At 73.8% G+C, this 20,373-nt stretch carries 14 protein-coding genes; 11 read left to right on the top strand and 3 right to left on the bottom strand.

Annotated elements, in window-relative coordinates; genetic code table 11:
• The 5 genes from ACFRCG_RS32165 to ACFRCG_RS32145 form a co-directional block, all read left to right on the top strand.
• The coding region (locus tag ACFRCG_RS32165) for a cobalamin biosynthesis protein (RefSeq protein ID WP_380037932.1) at nt 1-458 on the top strand (458 nt) is incomplete at its 5' end.
• A 208-nt stretch (nt 459-666) separates the two neighbouring features.
• Nucleotides 667-1,770, top strand: coding sequence for an Rv2231c family pyridoxal phosphate-dependent protein CobC (cobC, locus tag ACFRCG_RS32160; protein WP_380037930.1), 1,104 nt, complete (start codon nt 667-669; stop codon nt 1,768-1,770).
• A gap of 974 nt (nt 1,771-2,744) precedes the next feature.
• Nucleotides 2,745-6,872, top strand: a complete 4,128-nt coding sequence (cobT, locus tag ACFRCG_RS32155; RefSeq protein ID WP_380037935.1) for a nicotinate-nucleotide--dimethylbenzimidazole phosphoribosyltransferase — start codon at nt 2,745-2,747, stop codon at nt 6,870-6,872.
• A 230-nt stretch (nt 6,873-7,102) separates the two neighbouring features.
• A complete protein-coding gene (gene cobA / locus ACFRCG_RS32150; RefSeq protein ID WP_380037928.1) occupies nt 7,103-8,326 on the top strand; it encodes a uroporphyrinogen-III C-methyltransferase in 1,224 nt (407 codons plus the stop codon).
• A gap of 481 nt (nt 8,327-8,807) precedes the next feature.
• On the top strand, nt 8,808-9,611 hold the full coding sequence (locus tag ACFRCG_RS32145; RefSeq protein WP_380037926.1) for a TrmH family RNA methyltransferase: 804 nt from the start codon (nt 8,808-8,810) through the stop codon (nt 9,609-9,611).
• Nucleotides 9,612-9,659: 48 nt separating this feature from the next.
• Here the strand turns inward: ACFRCG_RS32145 and ACFRCG_RS32140 are convergent, their stop codons facing one another.
• Entirely contained in the window at nt 9,660-10,547 is an 888-nt protein-coding gene (locus tag ACFRCG_RS32140; RefSeq protein WP_380037924.1) for a hypothetical protein, read from the bottom strand.
• 419 nt (nt 10,548-10,966) lie between these two features.
• Here ACFRCG_RS32140 and ACFRCG_RS32135 point away from each other — a divergent pair, with 419 nt between their 5' ends.
• On the top strand, nt 10,967-12,088 hold the full coding sequence (locus ACFRCG_RS32135) for a DUF2637 domain-containing protein (RefSeq protein WP_380037921.1): 1,122 nt from the start codon (nt 10,967-10,969) through the stop codon (nt 12,086-12,088).
• 494 nt (nt 12,089-12,582) lie between these two features.
• Here the strand turns inward: ACFRCG_RS32135 and ACFRCG_RS32130 are convergent, their stop codons facing one another.
• The gene (locus ACFRCG_RS32130; protein WP_380037919.1) at nt 12,583-14,748 is read right to left on the bottom strand and encodes a protein kinase; all 2,166 of its coding nucleotides are present in this window, start codon (nt 14,746-14,748) and stop codon (nt 12,583-12,585) included.
• Nucleotides 14,749-14,944: 196 nt separating this feature from the next.
• Between ACFRCG_RS32130 and ACFRCG_RS32125 the strand changes: the two genes are divergently transcribed.
• Together ACFRCG_RS32125 and ACFRCG_RS32120 are read left to right on the top strand one after the other, a co-directional pair.
• Nucleotides 14,945-15,172 carry a hypothetical protein gene (locus ACFRCG_RS32125; protein ID WP_380000988.1) on the top strand — a complete coding sequence of 76 codons (228 nt, stop codon included), beginning with the start codon at nt 14,945-14,947 and terminating at the stop codon, nt 15,170-15,172.
• Nucleotides 15,173-15,998: 826 nt separating this feature from the next.
• A complete protein-coding gene (locus ACFRCG_RS32120; protein ID WP_380037916.1) occupies nt 15,999-16,574 on the top strand; it encodes a phosphoribosyltransferase family protein in 576 nt (191 codons plus the stop codon).
• A 46-nt stretch (nt 16,575-16,620) separates the two neighbouring features.
• On the opposite strand, the gene ACFRCG_RS32115 is transcribed toward ACFRCG_RS32120, so the two are convergent.
• Nucleotides 16,621-16,977 carry a WhiB family transcriptional regulator gene (locus ACFRCG_RS32115; RefSeq protein WP_380037914.1) on the bottom strand — a complete coding sequence of 119 codons (357 nt, stop codon included), beginning with the start codon at nt 16,975-16,977 and terminating at the stop codon, nt 16,621-16,623.
• Between the two features lie 262 nt (nt 16,978-17,239).
• On the opposite strand from ACFRCG_RS32115, the gene ACFRCG_RS32110 reads away from it, so the two are divergent.
• The 3 genes from ACFRCG_RS32110 to ACFRCG_RS32100 all read left to right on the top strand — a co-directional run bounded on the left by ACFRCG_RS32110 (nt 17,240) and on the right by ACFRCG_RS32100 (nt 20,145).
• On the top strand, nt 17,240-19,129 hold the full coding sequence (locus ACFRCG_RS32110) for a penicillin-binding transpeptidase domain-containing protein (protein WP_380037912.1): 1,890 nt from the start codon (nt 17,240-17,242) through the stop codon (nt 19,127-19,129).
• A 257-nt stretch (nt 19,130-19,386) separates the two neighbouring features.
• Complete coding sequence (locus tag ACFRCG_RS32105; RefSeq protein WP_126640696.1) at nt 19,387-19,617, top strand: hypothetical protein; 231 nt, start codon at nt 19,387-19,389, stop codon at nt 19,615-19,617.
• Between the two features lie 123 nt (nt 19,618-19,740).
• Nucleotides 19,741-20,145 carry a hypothetical protein gene (locus ACFRCG_RS32100; protein WP_380037910.1) on the top strand — a complete coding sequence of 135 codons (405 nt, stop codon included), beginning with the start codon at nt 19,741-19,743 and terminating at the stop codon, nt 20,143-20,145.
• Nucleotides 20,146-20,373 lie beyond the last annotated feature (228 nt).

Raw genomic sequence — 20,373 nt, 5'->3', positions numbered from 1 at the left:
GATCGGCCGACTCCGGGGCGGACGCCCGGGTATGGGTGGTCGGGATCGGGGCGGCGCGCGGGGTCGGCGCGGAGGAGGTGCGCGCGAGCGTGTGCGCCGCGTTGGCGCGGGCCGGTGCGGCGCGCTCGGCGGTGCGCGCGCTGGTGACCGTGGCCGCGCGGGCGGACGAGCCGGGCCTGGTGGCCGGCGCGGCGCTGCTCGGACTGCCGCTGTACGCACGGCAGGCGGCGGAATTGGTGGAGGTCGCGGTGCCGCATCCGTCCGAGCGGGTGCGGGCGGCGGTCGGCACGTCGAGCGTCGCCGAGGCCGCGGCCCGGCTCGGGCCGGTACCGGGCGCGCCGCCGGGCGAGTTGGTGGTGGCGAAGACGCGCGGCGTGGGGGCGCGTCCGCGCTGTACGGTGGCGATTGCCCGTCACGTGGGGTCGACGGGTGGTGAAGTGGACCGACAAACGTCGTGATCGGTGCAGGATCGAGCCGACTCGGCGCCGTGGTGGTCGAATTCGTATGGTGAATCGATCGGGAAGTGCTCGCTCGCGATCAACGCCGGGACCCCGGCCGTCGGAGCGGGCACCATCACCACCATCATGGACACGAACGACACGGGCGGGGCAGGGGCACCGGACGGTGACGCCGGGCAGGGGCACGGGAAGCCGGGAAAGCACGAGCATGGGCAATGACGCGATGACGGACCCGGACGGGCCCACTCCCGACGATCGGGACGGCACGCCGGGCGCGCGCGTGGGCCCGGACGTGGACCTGCGCCATCACGGCGACGCGGAGATCGGGCCCGGCCTGGTCGACCTCGCGGTCAACGTGCGGCTCGCGGAGCCGCCGTCGTGGTTGGTGCACCGACTCGCCGCGAGCCTGCGCGACCTGGCCGCCTACCCCGACACCACCCGCGCCCGCGCCGCCATCGCCGCCCGACACCGGCGCCCGACCGCCGAGGTGTTGCCCACGGCGGGCGCCGCCGAGGCGTTCGTACTGCTCGCCCGCACCCTGACCCCTCGGCACGCGGTGGTCGTACACCCGCAGTTCACCGAGCCCGAGGCGGCACTGCGCGCCGCCGGACACACCGTGGACCGGGTGCTGCTCGACGAGCGCGACGGCTTCGCGCTCGACCCGGCGCGGATCCCCGCGTCGGCCGACCTGGTCGTGCTCGGCAACCCCACCAACCCCACCTCGGTGCTGCACCCGGCGGCCACGATCGCCGCGCTCGCGCGCCCGGGCCGAATCCTCGTGGTCGACGAGGCGTTCGCCGACACCGTCCCCGGCGAACCCGAAAGCGTGGCCGATCGGCGCGACCTGCCCGGGCTCGTCGTTGTGCGAAGTCTCACGAAAACCTGGGCGTTGGCCGGACTACGGATCGGTTACGTCCTGGCTTCCCCGGATCTGGTGCGCATCCTCACGGACGCTCAGCCGTTGTGGTCGGTGTCGACACCGGCGCTGATCGCCGCCGAGGCGTGCTGCACGCCGGAGGCGCTGGCGCAGGCGGAGGCGTTGGCCGTTACGCTCGCGGCTGACCGTTCGTACCTCGTGGAGAGGTTGCGCACGGTTCCGGGGATGCGGCTACCGGTCGTTCCCCGATCCTCGTTCGTGCTCGCGCGGACCGAGGGGGGCCCAGAGATCCGCGAGCAGCTGAGGGAGCGAGGCTACGCGGTTCGGCGGGCCGACACCTTTCCGGGCCTGGGCCCGGATTGGCTTCGGATCGCGGTGCGGGATCGTGCCACGACGCTGGCCTTCGCGGCTGCCCTGGAAGGAGTAGTTCGATGAGCGAAGCCGACGAGCGCCGACCTGCCGGGGAGGGCGTGGGCCCTGCCCCCGGCGGGCACGCCGCCGGCACCGGCCCGGTCGGGGAACCGGCCGGTCCGTATCCGTACGACGATCTGGACGACGAGGACTCGCTGTTGATGCCCGGCCCGCAGGCCGGTTGGGCCGATCCGAACGTACCGACGGCCCCCGGGATGTCGCTGGCCGACCGCATGGTCGCCGCCGGTGAGGACGCCTCGGGACAGGTCCCGGCACCGCCGGTCGAGCAGGCGTACGACGCCGTGCCCGGCCCGCAGTCCGGCATGTTCGCCGCGATGATCATCGACGAGCCCGAACTGCCGGAGACCTACGTCGAGCCGGCCGCGCCCATGACGGCCGGTCAGATTCCGTATCCGCCCGGTCCCATGACGCCACATCAGGAAGTTCCGCAGCCGGTGCAGGGGTTCGGCGCGGGCGCGTACGGGGTGGCGCAGGGCGTTGCCGAGCCGGATCCGGCGCCGGCGCAGGCTCCGGGTGAGGCGGTGCCGGGCGCGGGTGCGCCGGTGCAGGTTCCGCCGCAGGCGGTGCCCGTGGTGCCGCCGCCGCTCGCACCGCAGTTCGTGCCGCCGGGTGCGGTGGTGGGCGAGTACGGTCCGGCCGCCGGGCCGGCGGCCGACGCGGTGCCGGTCGGGCAGGCGCCGGTGGGCGCGTCCGGGGGTGCCGAAGCGGCGCCCGCCGTCAGCGGTGGTCGGCTGCGGCAGCGGGTGCGGGCGGCGCAGAGCGCGGAGCCGGTGCAGCCGGCGCAGCCTGTGCAGCCGGAACCGGAGTTCGTACCGGTGTCCGCCGTGCCGGATCGGGCGCAGGCGCAGCCGGCGGTTCAGGCCCAGGCGCCGGCGCCCGAGCAGCCCGTGGGTGGGAATCCGGTCGACACGCCGCCGTTCCCGGTGGCCGCCGCCGTGCCGCAGCGCACCACGCTGCCGCCGCGCCGGCAGCGTCGGGTGGGCCGTGGACCGGTGCCGCAGCAGGCGGGGCCGCACAGCGGTGCGCATCCCGTGGGCGACGCGGTGAACACCGGCATCCCCGCACAGGGTTCGGCGGCGCGGACGCCGTTGGCGGTGCCGGTGGTGCCGCCGCCGGTCGCGCCGCAGCAGGCCGCCGCGGCGGGGACGCCGCCGGTCGAGCAGGGTGCGCCGGTCGCGGCCGAGGCTGCCGCGGCGTCGGCCGCGCCCGTCGAGCGGGTCGAGCCGGCCGCTCCCGTGCAGGGAGTGACCGCGCCGGCCATACCGCAACCGTTGCCCGGTGTGCCGACGCAGGCGGTGCCGCCGAGGTTCGTACAGGCCGCGCCGGACGCGGTCGCGAGCGTCCCGGCGGAGGCCGCTGCGGCGGTCGCCCCGACGCCGACCGCCGAGCCGGTTGCGGTGCCCGCTGTCACGCCGACGCCGGACGCCGGGGTCGCGTCGCCGGCGGCGGGTGTCGAACCGCCCGCGCCCGAGCAGGCCGCGATCGCGCAGCCGGTGGCCCCCGTCGTGCCCGAGGGCACCGGTGGGCGTCGGCGGCGTCCGGAGCGGGCGGCGGAGGCCGAGCAGGGGGAAACTCCCGCCGCCGCCACGCCGATCGGGCCGGTGGCGCCGCCGGAGCCGGCAGCCGTGAACGAGGGCCCGGCGGTCGCAGCCGCGCCGAGCCCGGACGAGGCCGTGGCCGTGGCCGCGCAGCCGGTTTCGGCGCTTGCCGGGCCGGCCGTGGCGCCCGCGGAGGCGGCTCTGGCCGAGACCGTGGTCCTGCCCGCGGGTGGCGTGGTCGGTGGGCAGCCGGCTGCGGCGCCGCCGGTGCCGGTGCCGGCGCAGGAGTCGTCGCCCGCCGTGGTCCCGACTCCCGATGTGTCCGTGCCGGTGGAGCAGCCGGCCGAGCCCGCAACGGGGGTTGTGCAAGCGCCGATCGTGGAGAACGTGCCGGCTTCGGAGGTGGTGCAGGCGGCACCCGCCGCGGTGCCTGCCGCGAGTGCGCCGGTCGAGTCCGCCGCACCGGCGGGGCCGGTCGCCGAGGCGGTGGCGGACGCGCCGGGTGCGCCGGTGGTGGCTGTCGCCGCGCCGGACGCGCGGGTAGTCGCGGCGGCGGACGCGCCGGCGACGGTTGTGCCTGCGACGGTGCCTGCCGGGTCGGAGGCGCCGGTGGCTGTCGCGGCCGGGACGGCCGAGGCGCAGGCGGTGCCCGATTCGGGTGCCGTCGCGACGGTGCCCGCCGGTCCCGACGCGCAGGCGGTGCCGGTTGCCGAGGCGCCGGCGGATGTGCCGGTGTCGGCCCCCGTCGCGGAGGCGGAGGTCGTCGAGGCTTCGGCGAGCGTGTCCGCGGTGCCGCAGGCCGGGCCTGCGGGCGCCGAGGCAGCGGCAGGGCCGGCTGCGGGGAACGCGGCGGTCGATGCGGCCGCCGCGCCCGTGGTGCAGGCGTCGGTCGGTGCGGATGGGGCGGCCGCGCCGGTCGCGGCCGCGGTCGCCGAGGTGGCGCCTGTCGGGGCGGACGCGGCGCAGGCCGTACCGGCTCCCGAGGTTCCGGCGAGTGCGCCCGTCGGGTCGGAGGTTCCGGCTCCGGTGGCGAACGTGCCGGACGCACAGGCGGCTTCGGCCGTCGGGCCCGAGGCTTCCGGGGGGCCGGCGAGCGCGTCGGACGTACCCGGCGCAGACGGTGCGGCGGCGCCCGTGGCCGCGAATGTGCCCGCCGAGACGGCCGGCGCCGACGCGCCCGCCGCTGCGGAGGTGCCGGTCGAGCCGCCGGCCGCCGCTCCGGTGCGTGCGGCCGGACCGACCACGCGGGCCATCGCGGCGGAACTCCTCGCCGAGGAGGTACCCGTCGAACAGCCGCCCGCGCCGGCCCCCGAGCCCGTCGCGGGCCCGGCCGAGGCCGACTCCGGCGCCGGCGTCACGCCGGCGGCTCCCCGTACGTCCGACGAAGGCACCGCCATGCACGGCCCCCAGGTCACCCCCACCGCCGAGGCGGAACAGCAGCCGCAGTCCGCGACCGCCGCCGGGACCGGCGAGATCCCCAGGATCCCGCCGCCGCCGGCCGAGCCGGTCGGTGTGGTCGCCGACGGCGCGGTCGACGCCCCGGAGGCGGCCCCGCGGCCGGATGTGGCCGGCGGGGCCGAGGGCGCGCCGGAGCCGGTGAGCGCGGGCGAGCAGGCGTCGGCGACCGCCGAGACCGTGCTGCTGCCCACCACTCCAGCGGAGCCGGCGACCGCCGAGGCGGCGCAGCCGGCCGCGCCGGTGCCGGCGCAGGCCGCGGCGACCCCGGTGGCGGCCGAGGGCGCCCAAGGCACGGAGGGCGCCGAGGGCACACAGCCCGCCGAGGGCGCGCAGGCGGAGGTCGCCGAGGAGGTGCCCGAGGTCGATCGTGGCCCCGCCGCTCCCGGCTACGACGACGCGGCGCGCGAGGCGGTGCACCGCGTCATGCGCGAGCGGCGCGACGTGCGGGCCGGGTTCCGGCCCGACCCGGTGCCGGACGACGTGCTGGTCCGGGTCCTCGAGGCGGCGCACGCGGCGCCCAGCGTGGGCTACTCGCAGCCGTGGGACTTCGTGGTGATCCGCTCCGAGGAGACCCGGGTCACCGTCCAGGAACTGGCCCAGCGCCAGCGGGAGGCATACGCCACCTCGCTGCCCAAGGCCCGGGCCAAGCAGTTCCTGGAGATAAAGGTCGAGGCGATCCTGGAGACCCCGGTCAACATCGTGGTGACCGTGGACGCCACGCGTGGCGGTCGGCACACCCTCGGTCGGCACACCCAGCCGCAGATGGGCCCCTACTCCAGCGCGCTCGCGGTGGAGAACCTGTGGCTCGCCGCCCGGGCCGAGGGCCTGGGGGTCGGCTGGGTGAGCTTCTTCGACGAGCGCGAGCTGGCCACGGCGCTCGGGCTGCCGGAGCACGTCGACGTGGTGGCGTACCTGTGCGTCGGCTACGTGGACGCCTTCCCCGACGAGCCGGAGCTGGCCACCTCGGGCTGGGCCAGGGCCCGCCCGCTGTCGTGGGTGGTGCACGAGGAGACGTACGGTCGGCGCGGCCTGCCCGGCGAGGACCCGGTCAGCCTGCTCGACGAGACGCTCCAGTCGGTGCGTCCGCTCGACGCCAAGGCGCTCGGCGCGGCCTGGGAGCACCAGCGGAACATGACCAAGCCGCCGGGCTCGCTGGGCATCCTGGAGACGATCGGTGCGCAGCTGTCCGGCCTGGCCCGGACGTTCCCGCCGCCCATCCCTGAGCCCGCGGCCGTCGCGGTATTCGCCGGCGACCACGGGGTGCACGCGCAGGGCGTGTCGCCGTGGCCGCAGGAGGTCACCGCCCAGATGGTGGGCAACTTCCTCGCGGGCGGCGCGGTGGTCAACGCGTTCGCCAAGCAGATCGGCGTCGAGGTGTGCGTCGTCGACGTCGGCGTCGCCACCGAGCTGCCGGACGCCACCGGACTGCTCCCGCGCCGGATCCGGCCGGGCACCGCCGACATGACCCAGGGCCCCGCGATGACCCGCGAGGAGGCGATCGCCGCCATCGAGGTCGGCATCGAAACCGCGCGGGACCTGGTCACCGCGGGCAACCGGGGCCTGCTCACCGGCGACATGGGGATCGCGAACACGACCGCCTCCGCCGCGCTGATCTCGGTGTTCACCGGGGCCGACGTGGCCGAGGTGACGGGTCGCGGTACCGGGATCGACGACGCCACGCACCGGCGCAAGATCGAGGTGGTCAAGGCGGCGCTCGCGCGGCACGAACCGGACCCGGGCGACCCGATCGGCGTACTGGCCGCGATCGGCGGCCTGGAGCACGCGGCGATCGCCGGCTACATCATCGGCGCGGCGGCCCTGCGCGTCCCGGTCGTGCTCGACGGCGTGATCGCGGGCGCTGCGGCGCTGGTCGCGCAGGCGATCGCGCCGGAGGCGGTGCAGGCGTGCGTCGCCGGGCACCGGTCGGCCGAGCCGGGGCACGCGGCGGCGTTGGCGAAGTTGTCGCTGCGTCCGCTGGTCGAGCTGGAGATGCGGCTCGGCGAGGGCACCGGCGCGGTGTTGGCCCTGCCCCTGGTGCAGAGCGCGGTGCGCGTACTGCACGATGTGGCCACGTTCGACTCGGCGGGAGTCAGTGGCAAGACCGACTGATATCGACTGATACCGACTGGTTCGGCTATTTTTCGAGACCCGCCCGCAGCAGCAGAAGGGCACCTCGGCCACGATGGAGTGGCAGAGGTGCCCTTTCCGCGCGGTGAAAACGCGGTGACCCGGAGCGGGCCGGAACCAGCCGGCCGGCTCCCGGGACACCGCGGAGCACCACAGACCCACCGGGCACCGCGTACGCGGAGCGCCCCGCCCCACCCGGAAAAGTGAGAACGATGTCCCGACTTCCTGGTCCCCCCGCCTACCCCGCCGGCCTGCGCCTGGAGGGCCGGCGTGTCGTCGTGGTCGGCGCCGGTACGGTCGCCCAGCGTCGCCTGCCCGCGCTGCTCGACGCCGGCGCGGACGTACTCGTGGTCGCCCCCGAGGCGACGCCCGCGGTCGAGGGCATGGCGAGCGGCGGCGAACTGCGCTGGGCGCGGCGGGCCTATGCGCCCGGCGACCTGGACGGGGCGTGGTACGCGCTGGCCGCGACCGATATTGCCGAGGTCAACGAGGCGGTGGCGGCCGACGCCGAGGCGCGACGGGTGTTCTGCGTGCGTTGTGACGACGCCTCGCAGGCCAGCGCCTGGACGCCGGCCAGTGGGCGGCACGACGGGCTGACCGTGGCGGTGCTGGCGGGGGGAGACCCGCGTCGGGCGGCGGGGGTACGCGATCGCATCGTCGAGGGTCTGCACGACGGGTCGCTGGCCGCGCGCAAGGAACGCCCGAGCGGGGTGTTGCCGGGGGTGGCGCTGGTCGGTGGCGGTCCGGGCGACCCGGACCTGATCACCGTGCGTGGGCGGCGGCTGCTGGCCGAGGCCGACGTGGTGATCGCGGACCGGCTCGGGCCGCGAGCGCTGCTCGGCGAGTTGCCGCCGCATGTCGAGGTGATCGACGCGGCGAAGATCCCGTACGGGCGGGCGATGGCCCAGGAGGCGATCAACGACGCGATGATCACGCACGCGAAGGCGGGGCGCTTCGTGGTGCGGCTCAAGGGCGGCGACAACTATGTCTTCGGGCGGGGCTTCGAGGAGGCGCTGGCCTGCGCGGAGGCGGGCGTGCCGTGTCAGGTGGTGCCGGGGATCACCAGTGCGATCTCGGTGCCGGCGATAGCCGGCATCCCGGTCACGCACCGGGGAGTGGCGCACGAGTTCGCGGTGGTCTCGGGGCATGTCGCGCCGGAGGACCCTCGGTCGCTGGTGGACTGGGCGGCGTTGGCGCGGCTGCGCGGGACGCTGGTGTTGCTGATGGCGGTGGAGCGGCTGGGGCCGATCACGGCGGCGCTGGTGGCGCATGGCCGTGCGGCCTCGACTCCCGTCGCGGTGATCCAGGAGGGCACGATGGCCACGCAGCGGGTCCTGCGCACGTCGCTGGTCGCGGCGGCGGCGGACGTGGCCGCGGCGGGGATTCGCCCACCGGCGATCGTGGTCATCGGCGACGTGGCCGCGCTCAGCGGTTGACGGGCCGGCCCGGTCCTCAAACGCCGGACGGGCTGGGGTGCGACCGGGGCCGGGATCGCCTGGTGGCGCCTGTCCTCAAGCGCCGGACGGGCTGAGGGGATGGTTTCGGTTCCGGGATTGGCTTGGCGCTGCGGTTTGGGGGCGCCGGGCCTGCGGCCGGCTTGTCCTCAGGCGCCGGACGGGCTGAGGGGGTGCCCGGGTTGGCTTGGTGCTGCGGTTTGGTGGTGTGGGGCCTGGGGTCGGCTTGTCCTCAGACGCCGGACGGGCTGAGGGGGTGCCCGGGTTGGCTTGGCGTTGTGGGGTGGTGGTGTCGGGCCTGGGGCCGGCCTGTCCTCAAGTGCCGGACGGCTGAGGGGTTGGGTTCGGTTGCCGTTGCGGCTTGGTGAGGGCCGGCTGGTCTTCAAGCGCCGGGTGGGCCGAGGGGGTTCGCTTGGGGTTGGGCGGCGGGATGTCGGGGTGTGGGGGCTGGGAGACTGGGGGGATGTCCGTGATTTTGGTTGATGATCCTGGGGATCCGCGGCTTGTCGACTACACCGATTTGACCGATGTCGAGTTGCGTCGTCGTCGTGAACCGGCCGAGGGGCTGTTCATGGCGGAGGGGGAGAAGGTGATTCGGCGGGCGTTGGGGGCGGGGTATCCGATGCGGTCGATGTTGCTTTCGGAGCGGTGGCTCGAGGTCATGGCGGAGGTGATCGAGGGGGCCGACGTGCCGGTGTACGTGGGTAGTCCCGAGGTCGTCGAGCGGGTGACGGGGTATCAGGTGCATCGGGGGGCGCTGGCCTCGATGGGGCGCAAGGTGTTGCCGGCGGCGGGTGAGCTGGTGGCCGGTGCGCGGCGGGTCGCGGTGCTGGAGGGGGTCAACGATCACACCAACGTCGGGGCGATCTTCCGTGGCGCGGCGGCACTGGGCATGGACGCGGTGTTGTTGTCGCCGGACTGCGCGGATCCGCTGTACCGGCGGTCGGTGAAGGTTTCGATGGGCGCGGTGTTCTCGGTGCCGTATGCGCGCCTGGACCCGTGGCCCGGCGGCCTCGACGTGCTGCGAGGGGCCGGGTTGACGCTGCTCGCGCTGACTCCGGGCGAGGGGTCGGTGGCGCTGAACGAGTTGCCGACCGCGGACACCGATCGATGTGCGTTGATGCTGGGCGCGGAGGGGCCGGGGCTGACCGCGAAGGCGTTGGCCGCGGCGGATCGGCTGGTTCGGATCCCGATGTCGCATGGGGTGGACTCGCTGAACGTCGGTGCTGCCGCGGCGGTCGCCTTCTATGCGGTGGCGTTCGGCTGAGTGGGGGACGGCCGAACGGGGGAATCGTGCACGATGGGCACGGCGGGCTCAGGTGTTCGACGGGGGATCGTAGTGGCGTTCGCGGGCGGTTTCGCCCGAGCGTTGAATGTCGTTGATCGATCGGGTGTGGTACGGCTCGGGGCGGGCGTGTACGCGGAGCCCCCGCATCCGGGCCATCCGGATCTCGGTGCCCCGGTCCCAGATGTGCAGGTGGACCGCGTCGCTGTCGGCATATCTCCAGGGGGCGAACCGGTCCGGCGGCGCGGGCAGTTCCTCGATCTCGCGGCGCGCGGTCCGGGCCGCGCTCACCCGGCGCCGGTAGTCGTGGAAGACCTGGAATCGGTAGCGATGCAGGTACTCGTAGGCCATCGGTGTGGTGGCGGACACCTCCATGCCCGCGATGCACACCGCTTCGCGGCGTAGCGCGTCGGCGTTCGCGGGCAGTACGAACAGGCCGTCGCGCACCGTGTCTTCCAGCCTGCGCTTGCGCCAACGCTCGCGCTCCCAGTCCCATATGGGCTCCGGGTGCCGGCGCGTCCAGGCGTCGCGGTCGGCGAGCGCGGCGTCCAGGCCGTGGGTGCGCCAATGCACGGTGCCGTCCGGTCGGCCGAGCGTGGGCAGCAGTCGGCGCAGGTCGCGGGCGGCCCGGCCGCCGAAGGGGGTGCGCTCGCCGGCGAACAGCACGATGGGCGGCGAGGGTTCGGCGTCGAACGGGTTCGGGTCCAGGTGGCGGCGGTCGATCACCACGAGGGTGTTCGGGTATCGCTCGTGTGCCAGGCCCCACATCAACCGGGCGAAAAGCATGGCGCCGGCCCGGTCGGTCACCACGTGCCACAAGTCGCGCCAGTGGTTGACGGCGAACCGGGTCGTGTTCGACGGCCGCGGGGTGATCAGCCGGTAGGGCCGTCCGTCCAGGTACGCGGTGATCCGATGCATTTTGATCCGATCACCTGCGTCCCGGTTGGCGCCCGAATGCTTTCGTTTGTGTACTTGGTTGGTAGTGATCCGCTTCTCTCTTTCTTGCGTTCGATGAGATTTTTCTTCCGATCGCCCCGGAATTCGAGGCAACGGCCTTCCCTGATTTGTCTCATGACATGCCGATCGCGTCATGCCAATTTCGATCGAATGTGATCTTGGACTAGCGTGTGCGCGGAAGTGCAGTACGGTCGAGCGTCGCCCAAAATGGCGCAGTGGCCTGTTCGGGTCGCACGGGCGGCCGAAAAGGTGGATGTGCGGGGGAATGTCCCGTCACCCACACGCGGGATATTCGGTGGATTCGACCCGCACCAGGCGAAATTCCGCCAGTATGGGGCGCCGCGCAATCGGATCAGGAACGGGAAGCGAGGCAAAGCTCGTTGGAGATCATGGGTGTACCCCTGGCCTGGGCCCTCGTCGGCTTGGCGGAACTGGTCGCCCTTATGGCGCTTGTGGCGTATCTGGTCGTCCGACGCCGCAAGGCCGATGCGACGGATAGCGGGGAAGGATCCGACAACTGGGAGCGTGAGCAGGATCGCCGACGGCGCAAGGAGCTGATGTACGGGGTCGCCTCGTACACCCTGCTGTTCGTCTGCGCCGGCGTCGCGGCCGCGCTGTCGTTCCACGGCCTGGTCGGCTTCGGCCGGGAGAACCTCGGGCTCGCCAACGGCTGGGAGTACCTGGTGCCGTTCGGGCTCGACGGAGCGGCGATGTTCTGCTCCGTGCTCGCGGTGCGCGAGGCCAGCCACGGTGACGCGGCACTCGGCTCGCGGATACTGGTCTGGACGTTCGCGGGCGCCTCGGCCTGGTTCAACTGGGTGCACGCGCCGCGTGGCGACATGCACGCCGGTGCGCCGCAGTTCTTCGCCGGCATGTCGCTCTCCGCGGCCGTCCTGTTCGACCGCGCGCTGAAGCAGACCCGTCGGGCCGCGTTGCGCGAACAGGGCTTGGTGCCACGTCCGTTGCCGCAGATCCGGATCGTGCGGTGGCTGCGCGCCCCGCACGAGACGTTCAACGCCTGGTCGCTCATGCTGCTCGAAGGCGTGCGCACCCTCGACGAGGCGGTCGAGGAGGTCCGTGAGGACAAGCGGGCCAAGCAGGACGACCGCGAGCGTCGGCGGATCGACGGCAAGCGTGAGCGGGCGCAGCTCAAGGCGCTCAGCCGCGGCGAGGGCACCGGCCACTTCGGTCGGCGCGGCGCCGCACGTCAGGAAATGGCTGCTCTGCCGGGAGGTGGCGGCTCCGAAGCACTCTCGGAGCCTGCTATAGCCGGAAACGACGTTTCCGGCCACGGCGGCTCAGCCGACTCGAACGGCCCTTCCGGCCGTCCGGCTCTTGCATCCTCCGCACGAGCGAGCGAACTCCCGGCGGCGACGGGCACTTCCACCGGTGCCGAGCGGGGCGACGTCATCGACCTCACCGCCGAGGACGACACCATGACGCTGCCCCGGCTCGACTCGCTGGAGCGCAAACTGAAGGACCTGGAACGCCAGTTCGGCTGACGCCGGACACCGCGTGATCCGACGCGGCGCGCGAGGCAGTGCGGTACACGAACGAGGGGCATCCGGCTCGGGCCGGGTGCCCCTCGTCGTAGTCGTGGTGGGTGGTCGGGCGGAGTCTGGGCGCGTGGAGCCGGGCCGGGGTCGGCCGAGGGCATGACGCGGGTCGGTCCGAGTCGGGTCGGCACGAGGCGGTTCGCCCGAACGCGGTTCGGCACGATGCGCGGGGGCACGGGGCCGGGGGCCAGGGGTCCGATCGGAGCGGGGCGGACGGCGGGCGGAGCACGTGGTCCGGCACGAGCCCCGCCGGGGCGACGCCGGCCGGCGGTGGACGCTTCGAGGCGTTACGCGGCTCGACCGCGGAACGGCTCGACCGGGCCGAAGGCCGGATCATTCGGATCGTTCGCGTCACCCGGATCGCCCCGGCGGGGAGCGTGCGCGGGCGGCGGGTTCGTGCTCGCGCGATGGAGGCCGTGTTCGGGCGGTGGGCGCCGTGTTCAGGCGGTGGGGACCAGGACGCCGGAGGGGCCGACCACGTAGCGGGTGGTCACGTCGGGGACGTCCAGGTAGGACTGGATGCGCGAGATGCCGCCGTCGACCACCGTCCAGCGGGTGGCGACGGCCTGCGGATCCGCGACCGCGGCGAGCGCGGCCACCGTGGTCGGCGCGCCGTTGGCGAAGCGGAAGAGTTCCACCAGGTGCGTCGCCGGGCCGCCCGCGCCGGGGGTACGGGTGAGCACCACGACCACCGCCGGGGCGCCGTCCAGGCTCGCCGGGACCACGTCGCCGAGGGTCACCCGGTCGCTGCCGACCACGGCCGTGCCGTCGGTCAGGGTGACCGTCGCGCCGCTCACCGACGGGTCGGAGTAGGTGCGGTCCGACCAGTCGGCGATCGGGATCGAGCCGTGCGCCGGGCCGATCCGGAACGGCCCCGGCGCCTGTGGCGGGGCCGGGTCGGCGGCCGCGGGCACCTTCGGCCCGTCGTCGCCGCCGTCGCTCTGGAACGCGGCGATCGCGAACGCGGCGATCGCGGTGACCACCACGAAGACGATCAACTGCTGGATGAGCAACCGCCGTCGCTCCTCGGGCCGGCGGCGGCGCGGGGTGCCGGACGCGGATCCCGAACCGGTGCCGGATCCCGCGCGGGAGCGTGGGCCGTGGTCGAGCCGGCCGGGCCGCTTGCCGTCCGGGCGATCCGGGTGATGCGAACGATCCGAGTGATTCGGCCGCTCCGCGCGCTCGGCCCGCTCCGCCCGGTCGGTGCGCTCCGCGGTCGAGCCGCGCGACGCCTCGGAGCGTTCGCCGCGGCCGGCGTCGTGCCGCCCCGTGTCGTGCCGGCCCCCGTCGGGGCGCGTCTCGTGCCGGGCCGACTCCTGCCGCGGCTCGTGCCGCCCGGCGTCGCCCCGGCCGGGCTCGTGCCGGACCGCGTGCTCCGCCCGCCCGCCGTCCGCTCCGCGCCGATCGGACCCCTGGCCCTCGGACCCGTGCGCCCGCGCGTCGTGCCGCGCCGCGTCCGGACGAGTCGCCTCGTGTCGCGCCCCGTCCTGCCGACCCGACTCCGACCGGCCCGCACCGTGCCCCTCCACCGACCCCCGGCCGGGCTCCACGCGCCCCGGCTCCGGCCGACCCGTCTCCGCCCGCTGCGCCGCCGAGCGCTCGGCCCGCGTGTCCTCGTCCCGCCGCGCCCCCTCGCGCCGCGCCGCCTCGCGCCTGGCCCGTTCCCGCTCCCGCTCGCGGTCCCGCTCCCTCGGCCCCGCCGCGAGCGTCGCGCCGCCCTTCATCGCGGCCGGAGCCGCGGTCGATGAGGCCGCCGCCGTGCCGCGCGCGGGCGTACCCCGTTCGGCCTCGCGCCGCCGGGCGATCGCGGCCAGCCGCTCGCGGACCTGCTCGGCGGTCGGCCGCATCCGCGGATCCTTGGACAGGCACGCCGAGATCAACGGCACCACCTGCTCCGGCACACCCTCCAGGTCGGGTTCCTCGTGCACCACGCGATACAGCAGCGCGTCCACCGGCCCCGACCCGAACGGCGGTGCCCCGCGCCCCGCGTAGGCCAGCGTGACGCCGAGCGCGAAGATGTCGGTGGCCGGCGTCACGGTCTGCCCGCGCACCTGCTCGGGGGCCAGAAATCCCGGTGAGCCGACGGCCGTTCCGGTGACGGTCAGGGTGCCGGCGCCGTCCGCGTAGGCGATGCCGAAGTCGATGATCTGCGGCCCGTCGGGGGACAGCAGGATGTTGGACGGTTTCACGTCGCGATGCACGACGCCGACCGCGTGTACGGACACCAGGCCGTCGGCCACCGCCGAGCCGATCCGGGCCAGGTCGAGACAACCCATCGGGCCGCGTTCGCCGACTCGGCGCTGGAGGGAGGGGCCGGGCACGTACACGGTGGCCAACCAGGGCCGCTCGGCGCCCGCGTCGGCGTCCACGAGGGCGGCCGTACGGTTGCCGCGCACCATCGCCGCCGCGGCCACCTCGCGCGCGAAGCGGGAGCGGAACTCCGGGTTCCCGGCCAGCTCTTGGCGGATCAGCTTGAGCGCGACCCGGGTGCCGTGCCGGTCCACCCCGAGGTAGACCACGCCCATGCCGCCGGCCCCGAGACGACGCAGCAACCGATACGAACCGACGATGCGCGGATCCTGCCGTCGCAGCCGCACCATCGTCATGTGTGCCCGATCCCCTCGCGTGGTGCCGTCGTCCGGGTTTCGTCTGCCCGAATTCCCTGTGCGAGACACGTTAGAGGAACCCCGGCGCCCGGCGCGGTAAGGCGCCCCGGAGTCGGCGCCGGACCACCCCGCGGCGGCGCCCGCCGATGTCGGACCTGTGGGAGAAGATGGAGGTAATCGGTCGAAGGGGGCACGAATGAAGGGCGATCGGGTCGAGATAGTGGTCGACGCGGGCGACAGCACCAAAACCTACGAGATGACCGCGACCCGCGCGGGGCGCCGGCTCGACGTCGCGGTCCGGCGCGGCGTGGTCGAGGTGAGCGAGCTGACCCGGACGGGCACGGTGGTGCGCACGGCACGATTCATGGCCAGTCGCGTACTGGCCCTGGTCGAACAGCCGTTGGACCGCCCCGACACCGACTGACCACATGGCGACGGCGGCCGAGCACCCGACTGCCGTCGCCCACAGTCGGCAACCACGGACCACCCCGGCCCGCGCGGCAACCGCGGGCCGGTCTGCGTGCGGCGAAGAACGCGGCCCAAACTCGCGCGTCCAGCGCGGGCAGCCCAAGCGGCACGACCACCGCAAGCCACCGAAGCCCGCGCGTGTGGCAACCGAGCACGGCCCAAGCTCGCGCGCACCAACCGAAGGCAGCCCAGGCAGCGCAGAGCAACCAAAGCCCGCGTGCGGCAACCGAGCGCGGCCCGACTTCGCGCGCACCAACCGCAGGCTGTTCACGTCTGCGTGCACCAACCACCGCCGCTGAAGCCCGCGTGCGTCCCGACTTCGCGCGCACCGACCGCGGAACGCCCAACCCCGCGTGCGCCGACCACAGGCTGCCCAAGCCTGCGCGTACCAACCGCCCGCGGGCGGCGGGGTTCGCGCGCGCCAATGGCTGCCAAAGCCTGTGTGCGGCAACCAGTCGCTCCCGAAGCCTGCGTGCGGCAACCGCAGGACCACTCAAGCCCGGCATGCGCCAACCACGGCCACCCAAGCCTGGCGCGCACCAACGACGGGCGGCCCGGGGCCGCGCGCCGACGGTTGCCGCAGCTCGCGTGCGGCAACCGCCGGCAGCCCGAGTCGCGTGTGGCAAGCGCTGGGCGGACGAGCGTGTCCGTATATCGATCGCGCGCCGTCCGAACCCCCGCGTGCCGAGTGGCCGGGCGTGGGGACGCGGGCGTTTCGGTAGTCTGTTCGGTCGAAGATCGACACGGGTCGGTGCGGGGGAGCGAGACGGGGTGGCGCCGAGGTGACGAGTCGTCAGGGCGGCCTGGGAGCCGTCGCGCGCCGACTCGCCGACGCGTTCACCTGGCGGGAGACCCCGTGGGGCACCTTCGCCGACGCGTCCGAGTGGTGGCACGACCCCGAACTGCTCGCGATGCTCGGCCCCGGGCTCGGCGCCCTGCACGCCGACGCGCGGCCGACGCTGATCGTCGGCATCGAGACGCGCGGCCTCGTCCTGGGTCCGATCACCGCGCTGCATCTGGGCGTCGGCTTCGTGGAGATCCGCAAGGACCGACGGATCGTGGGCGAGCACCCGGGGCCCGCCGCCGATCCCATGCTGCGTGCCGCCACCCCGCCCGAATACCAGGACGGCGGCCTCACCCTCGTGGTCCCGGGTCGGCTGTTCCGCCCGGGCGACCGGGTGTTGCTCGTCGACGAGTGGATCGAGACCGGCGCACAGGCGAGCGCGGTGCGCCGCATGGTCACCGAGGCCGGCGCCGAATGGATCGGCGCCGCGGTGGTGGTGGACGCCTGCGCACCGCACGTGCGGGCCCGACTGGACGTGCGCGGTCTGCTCACCGAGGACGATCTGCCGGCGTGACCCCCCGGTCACCGGCGTCCGCGGCGGGACCCGACGGTCGGCCCGGTCAGGCCGCCGTCGTGGTCTCCTCCCGGTCGTGCCCCTGCTCCTGCTCCTGCTCGCGCAACAGCGCGGCGCGTTCGGTCTCGCCGAGACCCGCCCACACACCTCGGCGTTCCGGGACCGACATCGCGTGCTCGTGGCAGCGCCGCCGCACCGGGCAGGAGATGCAGACCTTCTTGGCGACCCGCTCGCGCGCCCGGCGCTCACCGGGTCGCTCCTGGTCGTCGCCGAAGAAGAGGCCGGCGTCCAGGCCCCTGCATGCCGCGTCCTCCTGCCACCCGTAACGCGGTGGTGTCGGTATGGCGATCCGTGTGGTCCCCATCGCCCCGTTCTCCTCCTGCTCGACGGTGCCAACGGTCAATGCGGGGCCCCCGTCCCGGCTGACCCTCTTGCTCCTACCGACGCATCGGATGAGAGACCGGTTTCCTCCCGCGGGGAATTCGGCTCCCGTTCGCGCAGGGTTGAGGGCGATCCCTCACTCCCTCGTTCGGAGCACCTCAACAACCAGGTCACAAGTGGGTCGTACACCTGCCCGATGACCGATGCGCCCCGGCGGCCCCGGTAGCGTGACCGGAGGCCGTCGGCGGTTGTCGGGGGTTCGCGGAACGTACGGGAGGAATCTGGTGGGCAGCAGGATGCGACGGTTGCCGTCGGCCGTGCCGTTGATGGTGTCGGTCGTCGTGGTCGCCGGGCTGACCTCGTGCAGCGGCGGAGAAGACAAGAAGGACACATCGGAGACGACGGGCAGGGACTTCCTGACCGCGTGGCAGAGCGGCGACCTGACCAAGGCGGCGTCCTTCACGGACAACCCCGCCACGGCCAAGCAGGGTCTCGACACCACGAGCAAGCAACTGGGGATCGTCAAGGCCGAGTACAAGCCCGGCACCTACACCAAGGGCAAGGACAACGCGCCGGCCACGCTCGCGTACAACGCGACGTTGACCCTCAAGGGGGTGGCGGACCCGGTCAAGATCGCGTCCACGGTCCCGATCGTCACCGCGAACGGCAAGACGACCGTGCACTGGACCCAGACCATCGTGCACCCGCAACTGGCGGACAGCGGGAAGATCAAGCGGGATCGTACGCTGCCCAAGCGCGGCGAGATCCTGGACCGCTCGGGCAAGTCGCTGGCCACCACGACGCCCGTGGTGGCGTTGTCCCTGTGGCCGGCCAAGATCACCAACCCGGACGCGCTGTACGCGGCGTTGTCGGACCCGATGTTCGACCTGGACATCCCCAAGCTCAAGGGCCGGGTCGCGGCGGCGGATCCGAACCAGTCGCTGCCCCTGGTGACGCTGCGCAGGGACAAGTGGGACGGCGGCGGCCAGGTCAAGCTGGCCGGTCTGGGCGGGATCCAGGTCAAGGAGGGGGCGACCCAATCCGGCGACGTGGCGAAGCAGATCGTCGGCACGGTCGCCTCGGGCGACAACGCCGACCTGCTCAAGAACGCCGACCCGAGCGCGTCGTCGGCGGACCAGGTGGGCGCGTCCGGTCTGCAGTACCGCTACGAGAAGAAGCTGGCCGGCGTCGCCGACCTGAAGATCACCATCGTGGACGCGGGCGGCGCGGAGAAGGCGACCCTGGTCGACGTCAAGGGCAAGCCCGCGGAGTCGCTGAAGACGACCCTCGACCCGGGCGTGCAGGACCAGGCCGAGAAGGCGCTCAAGTCGGTGACCGGCGGCAACAACGCCTCGATCGTGGTGCTCGACGCCAAGTCGGGCGGGATCCTGGCCGCCGCGAACACCCCGTCGAACGGTGACAATCGTGCCTTCACCGGGCGCTACCCACCGGGCTCGACCTTCAAGACCGTCTCCTCGGGCGCGCTGCTGCAGGCCGGCATCAAGCCGACCGACAAGGTGCCGTGTGAGAACACGCTGGTGGTCAACGGGCAGACGTTCAAGAACTACGACGGCCTCAAGCCGATGCCCGACGCGCTGTTCCAGGACGACTTCGCGCAGTCCTGCAACACGGCCTTCATCGGCAACCGCGGCAAGATCCAGAACGACACGCTGAACAAGCTGGCCGGCGACCAGTTCGGGATCGGCGCCAAGTGGGACGTCGGCACGGTCACCTTCGACGGCTCGGTGCCGACGGCGAACAGCGAGAACGACAAGGCCGCGTCGATGATCGGCCAGGGCCGGGTGCTGGCCAGCCCGCTGGTGATGGCCTCGGTCGCCGCGACGATCGCCTCCGGCAAGTTCAACCAGCCGGTGCTCGCGCCCGACGACGTGCCGGGTCGGGTGCCCTCGCATCCCCTGGACCCGTCGATCGCCGGCCAGCTCAAGGCGCTGATGCAGGGCGTCGTGGCGAACGGCTCGGGCAAGATTCTCCAGGGCATCCCGGGCACGGTGGGCGCCAAGACCGGTACCGCCGAGTTCGACGAGAAGGGCGAGACCCTGACCCACGGCTGGATGATCGCGTTCAAGGACGACGTCGCGGTCGCGGTGCTCGTGGAGAAGGGCAAGTCCGGTGGTTCGGCGGCGGGTCCGGTGGTGAAGGCCTTCTTCGGCTAGCCGAACTCCGACCGACGCGGGCCCTCCTCCCAAGGTCCATGCGGGCCCGTCTCCCGGGTCCCCCACACGACCGGTCGACGGAAGCGAAGCCCCGGCGCGCGATGCGCGCCGGGGCTTTTCGGTGCGTCGAGGCGCGCCCGGCACGCTCCTTGTGACACCGGGATGCACCTGGACACCGTCCGTGTCCGATGCGAGCGTGAGGAGTGACCGGCAATGACAACGGCGATCGTTTTCGCTCTCCGAAGGGAGTCGACGTCATGTCGAACAATGTCACCCTGGTGGCCCGGGTTCCGGTGCTGCCGTCCGCCGACGCCGAACGTCCGATCGAGCTGAGATTCGGCCCGCACACCGACGAGCACGGTCGGCCCACCGACGAGTGGACGGTGGAGCGACTGACTCCGGACCAGGCCGCGAACCTCGTCGAGGACCTGGCGGCGGTGCTCGGGCTGAGCGTGGTCGGTCCGGCCGAACTCCGGGTGGTCTCCTGACCGGACGCACTCCCCCATACGTCCCATCCGCGTGGCGCCCCCGTGCGCCGTACGGGTGGGACGCGTGCGTGGCGGCGACGCGTTTCGGGCCGGCGGATCGTTCCGGCGCCGCACAATGGCCGCGTGAGCAGCCAGACCGCAGCAGTACGGAATCCGGCCGTCGGCGGCGACTCGCCCACGCCGGCCACGGAACCGCTCGGCGTCCGCGAGCCGCCGTCGAGCCGGGTCGGCGGGCGCCGCAAGGAGGCCGATGCGCACCCGACCGGCCCCCGGGTGCGCATGGTCCTCCCGGACGGGCAGCACCTCGAGGTCACCCTCGTGAGTTGGCACCAGTACCGGGACGGCAGTTGGCGCGCCCGCGTGCGCTGGCCCGTCTGGGGGGCGTACGGCTTCGCCGCCGACGTGGAGACGCGGGCGTGGGCGATGGAGTCCTTCGTACCCGCGAGCGCGCTCGGCCCGCTCGACGGCGAGGACTACGGCACCGTCCGCCACGACCGCCCACGCATCCCGGTCCCCAAACAACCCTGACCGCCCCGCACCCCGCCGGCCCTCGCGCCGAAGCTCCGCCTTTCCGGACCGGGCCGGCGGCCCCCCACGCCCGCGCGGCGGCCCCCGCGCCCATCGGGCCGTCCTTGCACGGCCGGGCGGCCGGGGGGTCAACGGGGGCGGTACAGTTCATGGCTTCGGGTGACGAAACGGTGACAACGGCGCCCGGGGGGTCGCCGAAACAACGGGCAACGGGTACATGTGTCCTAA

The organism is Embleya sp. NPDC056575 (assembly GCF_042793325.1).
Classification (GTDB): domain Bacteria; phylum Actinomycetota; class Actinomycetes; order Streptomycetales; family Streptomycetaceae; genus Embleya.
The sequence above is the reverse complement of the archived record's forward strand: the minus strand, read 5'-3'. Positions and strand labels throughout refer to the sequence as shown.

Coding starts and splice junctions, on each gene's coding strand:
- cobC (WP_380037930.1), top strand. CDS start 667: ATGGGCAATGACGCGATGACGGACCCGGACGGGCCCACTCCCGACGAT.
- cobA (WP_380037928.1), top strand. CDS start 7,103: ATGTCCCGACTTCCTGGTCCCCCCGCCTACCCCGCCGGCCTGCGCCTG.
- ACFRCG_RS32145 (WP_380037926.1), top strand. CDS start 8,808: ATGTCCGTGATTTTGGTTGATGATCCTGGGGATCCGCGGCTTGTCGAC.
- ACFRCG_RS32140 (WP_380037924.1), bottom strand. CDS start 10,547: ATGCATCGGATCACCGCGTACCTGGACGGACGGCCCTACCGGCTGATC.
- ACFRCG_RS32130 (WP_380037919.1), bottom strand. CDS start 14,748: ATGACGATGGTGCGGCTGCGACGGCAGGATCCGCGCATCGTCGGTTCG.
- ACFRCG_RS32125 (WP_380000988.1), top strand. CDS start 14,945: ATGAAGGGCGATCGGGTCGAGATAGTGGTCGACGCGGGCGACAGCACC.
- ACFRCG_RS32105 (WP_126640696.1), top strand. CDS start 19,387: ATGTCGAACAATGTCACCCTGGTGGCCCGGGTTCCGGTGCTGCCGTCC.